At 39.3% G+C, this 15,148-nt stretch carries 9 protein-coding genes; 7 read left to right on the top strand and 2 right to left on the bottom strand.

The genetic code is table 11. From position 1 onward, the window contains the following. Positions 1–61: 61 nt before the first annotated feature. Together GM418_RS16630 and GM418_RS16625 are read right to left on the bottom strand one after the other, a co-directional pair. Positions 62–2,188 (bottom strand): T9SS type A sorting domain-containing protein, encoded by a 2,127-nt coding sequence (locus GM418_RS16630; protein WP_158868313.1) that lies wholly within the window; start codon positions 2,186–2,188, stop codon positions 62–64. A gap of 256 nt (positions 2,189–2,444) precedes the next feature. Continuing rightward, entirely contained in the window at positions 2,445–4,487 is a 2,043-nt protein-coding gene (locus GM418_RS16625) for a T9SS type A sorting domain-containing protein (protein ID WP_158868312.1), read from the bottom strand. A 526-nt stretch (positions 4,488–5,013) separates the two neighbouring features. On the opposite strand from GM418_RS16625, the gene rpsO reads away from it, so the two are divergent. From rpsO to GM418_RS16590, 7 genes are all read left to right on the top strand, one after another. Then, complete coding sequence (gene rpsO, locus GM418_RS16620; protein ID WP_158868311.1) at positions 5,014–5,283, top strand: 30S ribosomal protein S15; 270 nt, start codon at positions 5,014–5,016, stop codon at positions 5,281–5,283. 100 nt (positions 5,284–5,383) lie between these two features. Beyond that, entirely contained in the window at positions 5,384–7,657 is a 2,274-nt protein-coding gene (locus GM418_RS16615) for a polyribonucleotide nucleotidyltransferase (protein WP_158868309.1), read from the top strand. 294 nt (positions 7,658–7,951) lie between these two features. Next, a complete protein-coding gene (locus GM418_RS16610) occupies positions 7,952–8,434 on the top strand; it encodes a SoxR reducing system RseC family protein (protein ID WP_158868307.1) in 483 nt (160 codons plus the stop codon). A gap of 61 nt (positions 8,435–8,495) precedes the next feature. Further along, complete coding sequence (locus GM418_RS16605) at positions 8,496–9,125, top strand: deoxynucleoside kinase (protein ID WP_158868305.1); 630 nt, start codon at positions 8,496–8,498, stop codon at positions 9,123–9,125. A 93-nt stretch (positions 9,126–9,218) separates the two neighbouring features. Continuing rightward, positions 9,219–10,973, top strand: a complete 1,755-nt coding sequence (locus GM418_RS16600; RefSeq protein ID WP_217447501.1) for a tetratricopeptide repeat protein — start codon at positions 9,219–9,221, stop codon at positions 10,971–10,973. A gap of 123 nt (positions 10,974–11,096) precedes the next feature. Further along, positions 11,097–13,526, top strand: a complete 2,430-nt coding sequence (locus GM418_RS16595; RefSeq protein WP_158868303.1) for a PEP/pyruvate-binding domain-containing protein — start codon at positions 11,097–11,099, stop codon at positions 13,524–13,526. A 71-nt stretch (positions 13,527–13,597) separates the two neighbouring features. Continuing rightward, positions 13,598–14,974 (top strand): dipeptidase, encoded by a 1,377-nt coding sequence (locus GM418_RS16590; protein ID WP_158868301.1) that lies wholly within the window; start codon positions 13,598–13,600, stop codon positions 14,972–14,974. The last annotated feature ends 174 nt before the right edge of the window (positions 14,975–15,148 follow it).

Raw genomic sequence — 15,148 nt, 5'->3', positions numbered from 1 at the left:
AAATAAAAAAAGGCACCCGAGTTGGTGCCATTTTTTTATTTTGAGTTGTATTTTTAGTCCTTTACCTGTTGTCAACAATCAGCTTTTTGACTACTCTTTCTCCGTCAATTTTCATATTCACAAAGTACATTCCGGCTACCTTTCCACTCATGTCAAATACAATACGTTCCGATGCCGAATATTGTTTTTGCAGTACAACACGGCCTGCGATATCAACTACTGCAATATCCACAGCATGAATCCCTGAACTCATCTCAAGGTTTACCTGACCATTGGTTGGGTTAGGGTACATCTGTATTTCCGGACCTGCTGCTTCCAATTCGCCAATCGCTGTCGGGTAACCTGCTACACAAACTTCAAAGGTATCGCTTGCACTTGCCCCGGAGCTGTCTGTTGCCATTACCACAATATTTACACATCCCGTATCCGCAATCATCGGCTCACAAACCAATATATCAGCCGACATCGTTGCCCATGACGGTAAAGTGTCTGTCCCTTCAACCATTACCGACATCTCCAGCTCATCGTCATCAACATCATCAAATATTACTCCCAGCACCGAACTGACAGGTATATTTAACTCATAACTTGCATAAATTGTCTGGTCAGGAATCGGGATAACCAAAAAAGGAGCATCGTTAACAGGGTTTATTGTCAGCGTAAAGTTTTGCGATACGCTGGCTCCTTCTTCGTCTTCAACGGTAACAGTAACAACTGTACTGCCACTCATATCAGCTGCCGGGCTAATGCTTAAAGTGCCTTCCGGGTCGCCTGAAGTATAATCAACTCCCATCGTGTCAATCATCGCAGAGTCTGAAACAGTAACAGACACCACTAAATCCTGGGCTTCACAGTCATCTCCGTAAGAAATTCCCGTCAAATCAACCGTTACTGCCGAGTCTTCATCAACTGTTACATCTGCTATAGAGTTTAAAGCCGGCATTTTATTTACGGTCAACACTGTTACTTCTGATGTACAGCTACTCAAATTCCCGCTCGCATCACCAACGGTTAATGTAATCGTATCTTTTCCCAAATCAGCGCAGTAAAAATTGTATTTATCAAGTACCCGGTTTTTTATTCCACATGCATCGTAGCTGCCATCATCTATTTGTCCGCCAAAAATTGACGCTTCCCCGCTGTCATCCAGAGTTACAGTAATATCCTTACATTTTGCCTCCGGTGCTGTTTCGTCATAAACCAATACATAACCTGAAAATGTAGAGGGGACTCCACTTGTATCCACAACCGATATTGTAACCGGAACCGGTTCGCCAACACTGTTACAGTCAAACGAGCGTGGGGAAACTTCAATACTCTGGTACTTTTCAGGGTCGCCCGATAATATCTCTTTATCTTCCTGGGTCAGGGCATATTTGCCATTCGGAAAAAGAGTGACTTCAAGAGAGTGACTTGATAACAAAACAAAAGGGACACCTTGCTGACCGACATCCCAAATTTCACCCCAGCCTCCTGCATTTTGTATACCATTTCCTGTAGTTGTTTCTCCGTTTATAGAAACAGTCGGACACCAGGGTCCCGAAGCTAATGGTCCATTCATCTGTATTTCCAGCCAATAGGTTCCGGCACTGAGATACGCATCAACATCACAAATACATTCCATTATCGGCCGTTGATTATTCCCGGAATCATAATCCATTACACGGTAAATACCCGACCACTTACTGGAAACCAATCTATTGGTAACAAAGTCACCCCAGATTATATTTCCTCCGGTTCTGGGATCTCCATCATAAATTCTCAGATAAACTTCAGTAATAGTGGAAGCTGTAGATGAGCCTGTTTGATATCCAAAAACAACGATACTGTCAATAATCTCATTTCGGCTTAATGTAAAATCATCGGCAACCGAATTGGAATAAAACTCCTGAAACCCAAACCCCAGGTAAATCATTCCCAAAGAAGATTGAACTACACTCTCATCAGCACCACCGTAACCTGTCCCAGGACTGTTAACTAACGGACCATTATCCCAAACGACAGTCGAAACAGATGATTCATACGTTTTTGCTTCGGCACCTATACCTGTTTTTAAACTCAAAACCGAAGACTTTAATGAAACAGATTTAAGGCTACGCACTTTCCCTAAATCAGCCACCTCAGCTCTCTGAGCAAACAGAGCCAGATATGACAAACCAAAGCAAACAATAAGGTAAAACTTTTTCATACGCTTAATAATTATAGGTTTTAAAATAAATTATGATAACTTTTTAATTCAAATCGAAAACTGAAATTATTGTCTCTAAAATTAATATCGTTTATAATAAAAAACAAATAATATTTTAAACACATGATTGATATTATTTAAACTTCCCCGGGAATAAATCAACAACTAATTATCTGGCTTTACAGATATCGGGCAAACAAAAAAGGCACCAGTCCCGGTGCCTTTTTCTTTTTATTTTGAGTTGTATTTTAATCCTTTACCTGTTGTCAACAATCAGCTTTTTGACTACTCTTTCTCCGTCAATTTTCATATTCACAAAGTACATTCCGGCTACCTTTCCACTCATGTCAAATACAATACGTTCCGATGCCGAATACTGTTTTTGCAGTACAACACGGCCTGCGATATCAACTACTGCAATATCCACAGCATGAATCCCTGAACTCATCTCAAGGTTTACCTGACCATTGGTTGGGTTAGGGTACATCTGTATTTCCGGACCTGCTACTTCCAAATCGCCAATCGCTGTCGGGTAACCTGCTACACAAACTTCAAAGGTATCGCTTGCACTTGCCCCGGAGCTGTCTGTTGCCATTACCACAATATTTACACATCCCGTATCCGCAATCATCGGCTCACAAACCAATATATCAGCCGACATCGTTGCCCATGACGGTAAAGTGTCTGTCCCTTCAACCATTACCGACATCTCCAGCTCATCGTCATCAACATCATCAAATATTACTCCCAGCACCGAACTGACAGGTATATTTAACTCATAACTTGCATAAATTGTCTGGTCAGGAATCGGGATAACCAAAAAAGGAGCATCGTTAACAGGGTTTATTGTCAGCGTAAAGTTTTGCGATACGCTGGCTCCTTCTTCGTCTTCAACGGTAACAGTAACAACTGTACTGCCACTCATATCAGCTGCCGGGCTAATGTTTAAAGTGCCTTCCGGGTCACCTGAAGTATAATCAACTCCCATCGTGTCAATCATCGCAGAGTCTGAAACAGTAACAGACACCACTAAATCCTGGGCTTCACAGTCATCTCCGTAAGAAATTCCCGTCAAATCAACCGTTACTGCCGAGTCTTCATCAACTGTTACATCTGCTATAGGGTTTAAAGCCGGCATTTTATTTACGGACAACACTGTTACTTCTGATGTACAGCTACTCAAATTCCCGCTCGCATCACCAACGGTTAATGTAATCGTATCTTTTCCCAAATCAGCGCAGTAAAAATTGTATTTATCAAGTACCCGGTTTTTTATTCCACATGCATCGTAGCTGCCATCATCTATTTGTCCGCCAAAAATTGACGCTTCCCCGCTGTCATCCAGAGTTACAGTAATATCCTTACATTTTGCCTCCGGTGCTGTTTCGTCATAAACCAATACATAACCTGAAAATGTAGAGGGGACTCCACTTGTATCCACAACCGATATTGTAACCGGAACCGATTCGCCAACACTGTTACAGTCAAACGAGCGTGGGGAAACTTCAATACTCTGGTACTTTTCAGGGTCGCCCGATAATATCTCTTTATCTTCCTGGGTCAGGGCATATTTGCCATTCGGAAAAAGAGTGACTTCAAGAGGAAGTATACCTGCACCTAAACAAACAGCCACCGGTTCCCGGTACCCATATCCTTCCTGATAAGATTGCCCTTGCCCACTTGGAGCGTTTATCCAATAACTAGACGCCGAATTTTTTAACGACCCGTAAATTGAAATCCACCCATCTGCATTAGCAATAGGGGTGATGGAAGCATTACATTTAAAAATATCATGCCCAACAACAGCAAAGCCTGTGTATTCAAGTGAAACCTCAACGGTATCAGAACTTAACCGGGAAACAGGCAAGGGACCTGCCTCAAACACCTCAATTATAAACTCAAAAGTAGGTGACGGTTGAGTATAAGTACTAAAAGCAACCCAAAAGGCTACTTCATTTGTGATTCCGGACAGGTTATCAAAAGTTTGATAAACTTTATAAGGAGTTTTCAAGTCTGATGTATAACCATTGTCAAACAATACCGGAGGATTGCTGAAAGCCGAATTATCAGAGCACTCCATCAGCTCTGGATCGACGATTTCGACTGCTGAACTCGCCGATTTTAATCCTGAAGTTAATTTGATTTCTTTTTGCCCGTTCGCCTCAACCAAACTATGTAAATCAGAATATGTTGTTACAGTGCTGATATTAACATCTGCGCCTTTCAAACCGTTTGGTGTTTGCGCTTGGATCAAATATCCAAAAAACAAACCAGATAACAATAAGTAAAACTTTTTCATACGCTTAATAATTATAGATTTTTAAATAAAAATTATGATAATCTTTTAATTCAAATCGAAAACTGAAATTATTGTCTCTAAAATTAATATCGTTTATAATAAAAAACAAATAATATTTTAAACACATGATTAATATTATTTAAACTTCCCCGGGAATAAATCAACAACTAATTATCTGGTTTTACAGATATCGGGCAAACAAAAAAGGGTTAAGAATAAATGACAATGATTCAAATGGTTGGTTGAAACTTTCAATAATCAAAGATAAAAAATTATGTTAATCAATCATTCGTTTTTATACTCTCCGGTTCAATACAGAATCATATTTAAAATCGTTCAAAATAGAAACATATGAACAACTCACGTTATGAAAAATTAAAGAAAGAATCAGTGAACATTCTGTTTGATTAAATCGTTTGTAAATCAAAATCTTTTGCTATTTTTGCACCCGATTAATTTTAAGCTGTTGTTATTTAACGCGATGCTGCGGCTTAAACATTGTATAATTAAAATTGTTCTTTAAAAAATGTATTTAACATCAGAGAAAAAAACAGAGCTTTTTACCAAATATGGTAAAAATGAAAAAGACACAGGCAGTACTGAAGGCCAGATTGCATTGTTCACTTTCAGGATTAACCACCTGACGGAACATTTGAAACAAAACAAAAAGGACCACAGCACACGACGTGCTTTGATTAAATTGGTTGGGAAACGACGCAGTTTGCTTGACTACCTGAAAAGTAAAGATATTGAACGTTATCGTTCGCTGATTAAAGAATTGAACTTACGTAAGTAAAATAATCGAAAGGCAATGCAGTGTATTGCCTTTCTTTTTTGTAAATTGCAAAACCTCACCACCCATTGTATTATTTAATATTTATTGATGTAAAAAAATTATGGTAAACGCAACAGTTAAAACAATTGAACTCGCCGACGGCAGAACGATTACCATTGAAACCGGTAAGCTTGCCAAACAGGCCGATGGTTCAGTTGTAGTAAAAATGGGTGAAACCATGTTGCTGGCCACAGTAGTGTCAGCAAAAGAAGCAAAAGAAGATGTAGACTTTATGCCGGTATCGGTTGATTACCGCGAAAAATTCTCGGCTGCAGGCCGATTCCCCGGCGGATTTCTAAAACGGGAAGGAAGACCAAGCGACGACGAAATTCTTGTTGCACGTTTGGTTGACCGGGCATTACGTCCGCTTTTCCCCGATGACTATCATGCAGAAACTGCGGTGATGATTTCGTTGATTTCTGCAAACAAAGAAGAAATGCCGGATGCCCTGGCAGGATTAGCAGCCTCTGCTGCAATTGCAGTTTCCGACGTTCCTTTTGAAACCCCCATCTCTGAAGTTCGTGTAGCAAGAGTTAATGGGGAATTTATTGTAAACCCAACACGCTCACAAATGGAAGAAGCCGATCTGGAAATCATGGTTGGTGCTTCATTTGACAACATTATGATGGTGGAAGGGGAAATGCAGGAGGTTTCAGAAGAAGTGATGCTTGAAGCCATAAAAACGGCGCACAATGAAATAAAAAAACAGTGTAAAGTACAAGAAGAACTGGCAGCCGAACTCGGTGTAGTAAAACGTGAATACAGCCACGAGAACAACGATGAGGAACTTCGTGAAAAAGTAAAAGCAGAAACATACGATGCCTGCTATGAAGTTGCAAAGAAACAAATCGCAAACAAAAGTGAACGCCTGGAGGCCTTTGAAGCAATATGTGATGAATTTATTGAAGCTTACACCGAAGCAAATGCAGAAAACGAAGAAATAGATCTGGAACAACATATTGGTTTAATAAAAAGATATTACCATGATGTTGAAAAAGAAGCTATGCGCAGAATGATTCTCGACGACGGTATTCGTTTGGACGGAAGAGCAACAAATGAAATTCGCCCAATTTGGGGTGAAATCGATTATTTACCTGGAGCACATGGCTCTGCTATTTTTACCCGTGGAGAAACTCAGTCTTTAACTTCGGTTACATTGGGTACAAAAATGGACGTCAAAAAAATTGACAATGTAACTTTTCAGGGCAACGAAAGCTTTTTATTACATTATAATTTCCCTCCGTTTTGTGTCGGAGACCCCAAAACACCGCGTGGAACAAGCAGACGCGAAATTGGACACGGAAACCTTGCTTTGCGGGGATTGAAGAATATGATCCCTGAAGATCTTCCTTATGTTGTCCGGGTTGTTTCCGACATCCTTGAGTCCAACGGTTCATCATCGATGGCAACGGTTTGTGCAGGAACAATGGGATTGATGGATGCCGGTGTGAAAATGAAAAAACCGGTTTCGGGAATTGCAATGGGGCTGATTACCGATAAAGGTTCTGATAAATACGCAGTTCTCTCCGACATTCTTGGAGACGAAGACCATTTGGGAGACATGGATTTTAAAGTAACCGGAACAACGAACGGGATTACGGCCACACAGATGGATATTAAAGTTGACGGACTGCCTTACGAAGTTTTGGCGCAGGCCTTGCAGCAGGCAAAAGAAGGCCGTTTGCATATTTTAGGAAAAATGCTGGAAGTAATTCCCGAACCCCGTGCCGAATATAAACCAAATGTTCCGCGTATCGAAACCATTCAGATACCAAAAGATATGATTGGTGCTGTCATCGGACCGGGAGGAAAAATTATTCAGGCTATCCAGGAAGAAACCGACACTGTAATCGTTATTGAAGAAAATGACGAAGTTGGGTTGGTTGAAATTTCAGGTGCAGGCCTCGAACCAATTGAAGCGGCAAAAGCACGCATAAAAGCCATAACAGCAATCCCCGAAGTTGGCGAGGTTTATACCGGAAAAGTAAAATCGGTAGTTTCTTTTGGAGCATTTATCGAAATACTTCCCGGAAAAGAAGCGCTGTTGCACGTTTCAGAAATGGACTGGAACAGGGTTGAGTCGGCAGAAAAATTTACCAAAGAAGGTGAAATGATGGAAGTTAAACTTATTGGTGTAGATGAAAAAACCGGCAAGCTAAAACTTTCAAGAAAAGCCCTTCTTCCAAAACCGGAAGGATATGTTGAGCGTCCTCCAAGAGGAGATCGTCCACCCCGCAGGGACAACCGTAATGACGACCGCAGAGGAGGCGACCGCCGGAACGATCGCCGTGGCGGCGACCGAAGGGATTTTCGCCCGCGTCGCGATAATGACTAAAGTTAAGCGAAAATAATATAAACGCTCTGCCAACCGGCAGGGCGTTTTTTATGCCGATTATATCTGTTCTGTAGTAATTAAAATATCTGATTATGTGACTAAAACCAACTCTAAAAAAGTACAAACGAGATTCCCTTCTGAAGAAATTAATAGTGAAAGAACAACACAGTAAAAGCCGTTCAAAACAGAACTTTTTTTATTTTCTCTCCTGACTATATTTCCATATTTCCAAAAAATTAAACATTGGTTCCGGCATAATTTTTACCTTTGAAACAGGTTTTAAAATGCACATTAATGGAAAGCTGGGCAACAAAAACGATTGCGGAGATTGACAAAAATCTTGAAGGAATCAGGGACAAGGAAATCCGTTTTTACAGGGTTGAAGAACTCAAACGAAACATAAAAAGAGTGGGAGAATTCTCCTCAAGTTGCCCTTATTGCCAAAAAGAAAAACTAAATATTACCGAGGTAACAAAGAAAATAAATGAGGCTATAAAAGTACCCGGAAAAAGCCGGCGCGAATACGATCGGTTGATCAGTCGTATTTCGAGCCACATGCACAAACAACACGGCTTTATTGCACCTTATTATTACACCTACCTGTTTTCTTTTTTTGGGATGGTTGCCGGCCTCCTGACAGGTTATATTTTACAAAAATTTATACCCGCCCAAAACTGGGAAATGCTCATACTTGGTTTTGTAGTGGGTTTACTTCCAGGGTACTTTATTGGTTTTTTTAAAGACAAAAAAATCCGTTCAAACAAAAAACTGATGTAATTTAAAACATCAAATATTCTTTTCACATTATAAAAAAATACTTACAGAAATATTCCGGTAAATGCAATTTTTAGTTATTGAAGGAAATATAGGAGCAGGAAAAACAACGCTGGCAAAAATGCTGGCAGAAGAATCAAATGCCAAACTAATTCTGGAACAGTTTGCCGATAATCCGTTTTTACCAAAATTTTACCAAAATCAGGAAAGATATTCCTTCCCGCTTGAACTTTCATTTTTAGCCGACCGTTACAATCAAATAAAAAAAGAAGTCCTCAATCTCGATCTTTTCCATTCAATGCTGATTTCAGATTACTATTTCTCGAAAACTTCAATATTTGCGCAAAACACTCTAAAAGATGACGAATACAGATTATTTCGGCAAATTTACGACATCGTATCAGAATCGATGCCCAAACCCGACCTGTATGTTTATCTTCACACCAATATTGAAAACCTGCTACAAAACATTGAAATCAGAGGACGAGATTATGAAAAATATATCCAACGCGATTATCTTGAAAAAATTAAACAGGGATATTTCAATTTTTTTAAACAAGTTCAAAACTTCCCCGTTTTAATCATCGATACAAATAATTTGGATTTTGTAAAAAATCACGAACATTATATTCAGTTGAAAGAGGCAATTTTCGATAACCAGTATAAAAAAGGGCTAAACCGATTAATATTGTGATAAAAACTCGTTTAGCGGCTTTTTTATAAAAAAAAGCTTGTTATTTTTGTGTGCTAATTGGAACAAATTTTAAAATTTTAAATATTGTCTGTTATGAAAGAACTCAACTTTAAACCTTTTATGCTTGTAGCAGTGGCAGCAGTGCTACTTTCGGGATGTGCAGGGTTACAAAAAATGAAAAAAAATGCTGATCAGATTCAATTCAAAGTAACCCCGGAAATTCTCGAAGCCCACGCCGGTGATGTGGATGTTGCTATCGATGGTCGATTCCCAGCAAAATATTTTAATAAAAAGGCCACTTTGGTTGCTACTCCGGTTCTGAAATATGACGGAGGCGAAACCAAGTATGAACCGGTTACTGTTCAGGGAGAAAAAGTGGAAGCGAATAACAAAGTTATCAGTTATACAACTGGTGGAAGCTTTAGCTACAAAGATGCCGTTGAATATGTTGACGACATGAACAAATCTGAACTCTACGTTTATATGACTGCTTCAAAAGGGGCTAAAACATTGGATTTTGAACCAATCAAAATTGCGGATGGTGTGATTGCTACCAGCGAATTGGTTATGAATTATCCAAAACCGATTTTGGGTGTACAGCGTGAAGAAAATACTTCAGGCAAATATGATCCAAATATCGATGCGTTCCAAAGAATTGTTCCAGACGAAATGGTTGCTGATATTCACTATCTCATCAACCGTTCAAATCTTCGCAGAGAAGAAACAGAAGGCAGCGACGTGAAAGCGCTGGAAGATTATACCAAAAATGCAAATGAACAAGAACGTATCGACCTTAAAGGTGTTGAGGTTTCAGCTTACGCTTCTCCCGATGGTGAAATTGATTTCAATACAGATTTAGCTGCTGACAGAAAAAACACTTCTTCTGCATTCCTTGCCAAAAAACTAAAAGAAGCTGGAGTTGATATCGAATTAAAAACCAAATATACTCCGGAAGACTGGGATGGTTTTAAAGAGTTGATGGAAAAATCAAATATTCAGGATAAAGAATTGATTTTACGCGTTCTTTCCATGTACAATGATCCTGAAGTTCGCGAACGTGAAATCAGAAATCTTTCTGAAGCATTTACTGATGTAGCTGACGAAATTTTACCACAATTGCGTAGAGCAAAACTGGCTACCAGCGTTGATTTGATTGGAAAAACGGATGAAGAACTGATGGCTGCGGCTAAATCAAATCCTTCTTCTTTAAATCCGGCAGAATTGTTGTATGCGGCAACTTTATTTGAAGATTTGAACGAACAACTTTCAATATATAATTCATTTATTAAAGTTTATCCAAACGACTGGAGAGGACCAAACAACGCAGGTTATGTTTTGGTAAAACAAATGAAATACGAAGATGCAAAACCAATGTTTGAAAAAGCAGAACGTTTGAAAAACAATGAACCGGTTGTTAAAAATAACCTTGGCGCAATTGCTCTTTATGAAGAAAAAGTTGATGAAGCTGAAACATTGTTTGGAGCTGCTTCAGGCGCAGGCGATGAAGTAAATTACAACCAGGGAATTGTTAGCGTTAAAAATGCAAATTACGATCAGGCTGTAAGATATTTCAGCAAATATGAAGACGTTAACACTGCATTGGCAAAAATATTAGCCGGTGATAACAATGGTGCATTAAAAGACTTGGAAGCTTTTGATAATCCAAACTGTTTTATGAAAGAATACCTGAAAGCAATTATCGGAGCACGCACTGCAAAAGAAAACCTGCTTCTTGAAAGCCTTCAAAAAGCGGTTGAAATCAATCCTGACCTGAAAGACAAAGCCAAAAACGATATCGAATTTGCAAAATATTTCGACAATCCAAAATTCCAGGCAATTGTAGGATAACAGTAAACAAAAAATTATATTGAAAGGGTAATCTGAAAAGGATTGCCCTTTTCTATTTTAAAAACACCCCTGCTCCCCAATTTTGTCAGCAACCTTTTCCCACTGAACTACATCTAAAAAAGTATGAATGCTGTACTTCGGATTTTGGCCCTTTGTACCTCTCTTGCAATGCTGCTTCCCTTGCAAGCATTTGCTCAATATTCGTATTGGGGACGAACCAGTGATTTGGCAACAGAAAGGCCAGTTGCTGATGTTTCCATATTTCATAAACGCCTGGCGATTGAAATCACCTCCGACAAGAACGGTGCCTTTACCTGGAATTTTAATAACCCGGAAAATGAATCAAGATTTCAAATTGTATTTAACATGTTTTTTTCACCACCTGAAGAAAATGTATCGTTGCAACTGTTTACCGTTGATGGAAAACAAATCTTACAAACCGGGAAACTGGGCCAGGGTGGAACTTATCTTTTGCCCCATCTGAAAACGGGGATTTATATTTTACAGGTGGTTTCTGAACACCAGGCAGAGACGCTAAAACTTTATTCAAACGGCATAGAAATGACACTCCTTCAGAATCTAAATACTCATAAAAATTCGACAATCCGGGATACCGTTGTTTTTTCAAAAGAAGGCTATTACAGTGCTGAAATTATTGTACCCTCCACCGACACAATCATACACGCAAAATTACTGGCAAAATCAGAAAATGATGTAAATTATTTAAACGGGCTTCCCGATTATAATGCCTTTAATCTTTTGCAAAGCAGCCCTTTTATCACCAATCAGGGAGACGTACAATCGGTAAAATTTATATACAGCGAAAAGGAAAACCTTATTTATTATATGAACAGCAAACGTTATGAGATTCATTACTTTTTTGCTGAACAATTCCTTGGATATAAAAAAGGACACTACCATTTTAATATGACGCAATACTCCAACTCCGGTCAAAGATATCTTTATCCGGGTGAGATTAACTATTATAAATCATTAAATAAATATGTCATCCGGTTTTATGCCGGCGACGAAATGGGCTGCAATAAAATACAGGAGATTTTTGAGAAAATATATTCCTCCACGTATCTGGCCGGAAAACTTTTTTTATACCCAAACAACTCAAAGTGGGAAGAATGCAGCAGTGTCCCCATTATTACATCCGACGAATTATTTGAAGGACAAAATTATCAGGCACTGAACCTTGCTGAAGGTTATGGCTATTTACGAAAGGTTAAGCTGAATGAACTCAATGAAACCTACCTGGGCAAACACGATATTATTATTCTGAACGGTATTCCAAACGATGTTTCTGTGGTTTCGGGAATAATTACGACCGAATTTCAAACGCCGCTCAGCCATATTAATATCTTAAGCCACAACCGCGGTACTCCCAATATGGCTTTGCGCGATGGCTGGACAAATCCAAAGCTCGACTCGCTGGCCGGGCAGTTAATTTACCTCAATGTGCTCGCCGATTCATTTGTTGTAAGAAAAGCAAGCCTGGAAGAAGCCACTTCATTCTGGCATCAAAACGAACCACAGGCAACGACAGTACTGGCAAAAGACGAAACAACATCAGGCCTTGTTAATCTGACAGAAGTTAACCACTCCGCTGTAAATTTAGTTGGCGGTAAAGCAGCCAATTTTGCCGAACTTCTGAAATTGAGCAATCCAAAGATTCCCACTCCGGAAAATCCTTTTGCCATTCCGTTTTATTACTATTCCCGGCATATAAAAAGTAATCAGTTACAAACATTTGTCGAAGAGCTTTTGGCTGATCAAACATTTAAAACCGACCAGGAATACCGAAAAACAAAACTCGAAGAATTAAGAAATAAAATTATTGATGCACCAATAGACCCGACTTTAGTTAATATGGTAAGCGAAAAAATCGAAAATTTTAGGGATTTTGATGCCTATCGTTTCCGCTCCTCAACCAATGCCGAGGATCTGGAATTTTTCTCTGGTGCAGGTTTGTACGATTCCTATTCAGCAAAAAAAGATCACGATACCAAATCCATTGAAAATGCCATTAAAAAAGTTTGGGCCGGTTTATGGAATTTCAGGGCTTTTGAAGAACGCGAGTACTATAAAATCGACCACCTTTCAGCAGCAATGGGAATATTAGTACACCGCTCCTTTCCCGACGAAGATGCCAACGGCGTGCTTATTACCAAAAACCTTTACAATATAAATCCGGGGTTTATTGTGAACGCCCAGTTTAAAGAATACAGTATCGTTTTTCCCGAGCCCGGAGTTTTGCACGATCAGGTCATTTTATATACCTACTCTCTCAGCGAGTCAGACAATTTCACTATTGAATATCTTTCACATTCCAATATTGAAGAGTTTAAAGGCCAAAATGTGTTAACAGATTCCGAACTGTACCAGCTTGGAAGATACTGTATGCATATCAAAGAACATTATTTCTATGAAGTACCACACTCGTGCAATTGCCTTTTTGATAAATTTGGATTGGACATTGAATTTAAAATCGATTCTCCAAATGGGAAAAGAAAATTATACATTAAACAGGTTCGTTTATACCAGTAAATATGTATAAAATCCTTTTTTATATTGGCGATAAACCCTATTTTCCGTTCAAATAAATTTTTAGCACTATTATGGAATATATCAACAATTATATTGAAGAAAATAAAGATCGTTTTTTGGAAGAGTTGTTTGGATTAATCCGGATCCCCTCTGTCAGTTCAATCAAAAGCCATAAACCCGACATGTACAAAGCAGCGGAATACTGGAAGGAAATGCTTTTAAAATCAGGAGCTGACAAAGCGGAAGTTTTTGATACTCCCGGAAATCCGGTTACTTATGGCGAAAAAATGATTGACACCGCTTTACCCACAGTTTTGGTTTACGGACACATGGATGTAATGCCTGTTGACCCAATTGAAAAATGGGATTCCAACCCTTTTGAACCGGAAATTCGCGGCGGCAAAATATACGCACGTGGAGCCGATGACGATAAGGGACAAAGTATGATGCATGCCAAAGCATTTGAGCTGATGGTAAAAACCAACACGCTCCCCTGTAACATAAAATTTATGATTGAAGGCGAAGAAGAAGTTGGTTCGCCAAATCTGGGAAAATGGTGTGAAGAAAATAAAGAAATGCTTGCTGCCGATGTAATTTTGGTGTCGGATACAACAATGCTTGCTCCCGACACTCCTTCGATAACAACAGGTTTGCGGGGCCTGGCCTATTGGCAGGTTGAAGTTACCGGCCCGAACAGAGATTTACACTCCGGAATGTTTGGTGGTGCCGTTGCTAACCCAATCAATGTTCTTTGTTCAATGATTGATAAAATGGTAGATAAAAAAGGGAAAGTTACTATCCCCGGTTTTTACGACGATGTTCTGGAAGTTTCCTCAGAAGAACGAGAACTGCTGGGACGTGCTCCTTTTGATGCAGAAAAATATAAAAAGGCAATTGATGTAAAAGAGCTGGCCGGAGAGGAAGGATTTTCCACAACTGAACATACCGGAATTCGTCCTACTTTTGATGTTTGCGGGATTTGGGGTGGTTATACCGGTGAAGGGGCAAAAACTGTTTTGCCTTCAAAAGCATATGCAAAAATTTCGTCGCGTTTGGTACCCAATCAGGACCACCTGAAAATTGCTGAACTTTTTAAAAACCACTTTGAGAATATAGCACCAAAATCGGTAAAAGTAGAAGTTACATCACTTCACGGCGGACAGGGCTATGTTTGTCCCATTGATATTCCGGCGTACCAGGCAGCCGAAAAAGCTTATACCGATGTTTACGGAAAACGACCGGTGCCGGTTCGTTCGGGTGGAAGTATTCCCATTATTTCAACTTTTGAAGAAGTACTGGGCATAAAATCGGTGCTGATGGGCTTTGGACTTGAGTCGGATGCGATCCACTCTCCCAACGAAAATTATCCGCTGGAACAATTTCTCACCGGCATCAAAACCATTCCGCTGTTCTACAAATATTTTGTGGAAATGAATAAAGTGCAATAAATTTTTAAACCCATGTGTAGTAAAAAGAAAAAACCGTTCTTTTAACAAAAAGGGACGGTTCTTTCTTTTATTTTCAAAAAAAAGAGAACTGCTCCTTCAATTGAAGAACAGCCCTCTTATATTAAAATTACCCCAAAATTTTAAACGATAAGGTATTTCAGAATAATTCTGCCG

It is taken from the genome of Maribellus comscasis, from assembly GCF_009762775.1.
GTDB lineage: Bacteria > Bacteroidota > Bacteroidia > Bacteroidales > Prolixibacteraceae > Draconibacterium > Draconibacterium comscasis.
The sequence above is the reverse complement of the archived record's forward strand: the minus strand, read 5'-3'. Positions and strand labels throughout refer to the sequence as shown.

Excerpts from the sequence above, each read along its gene's own strand:
- GM418_RS16630 (WP_158868313.1), bottom strand. The coding sequence starts at position 2,188 with ATGAAAAAGTTTTACCTTATTGTTTGCTTTGGTTTGTCATATCTGGCT.
- GM418_RS16625 (WP_158868312.1), bottom strand. The coding sequence starts at position 4,487 with ATGAAAAAGTTTTACTTATTGTTATCTGGTTTGTTTTTTGGATATTTG.
- rpsO (WP_158868311.1), top strand. The coding sequence starts at position 5,014 with ATGTATTTAACATCAGAGAAAAAAACAGAGCTTTTTACCAAATATGGT.
- GM418_RS16615 (WP_158868309.1), top strand. The coding sequence starts at position 5,384 with ATGGTAAACGCAACAGTTAAAACAATTGAACTCGCCGACGGCAGAACG.
- GM418_RS16610 (WP_158868307.1), top strand. The coding sequence starts at position 7,952 with ATGGAAAGCTGGGCAACAAAAACGATTGCGGAGATTGACAAAAATCTT.
- GM418_RS16605 (WP_158868305.1), top strand. The coding sequence starts at position 8,496 with ATGCAATTTTTAGTTATTGAAGGAAATATAGGAGCAGGAAAAACAACG.
- GM418_RS16600 (WP_217447501.1), top strand. The coding sequence starts at position 9,219 with ATGAAAGAACTCAACTTTAAACCTTTTATGCTTGTAGCAGTGGCAGCA.
- GM418_RS16595 (WP_158868303.1), top strand. The coding sequence starts at position 11,097 with ATGAATGCTGTACTTCGGATTTTGGCCCTTTGTACCTCTCTTGCAATG.
- GM418_RS16590 (WP_158868301.1), top strand. The coding sequence starts at position 13,598 with ATGGAATATATCAACAATTATATTGAAGAAAATAAAGATCGTTTTTTG.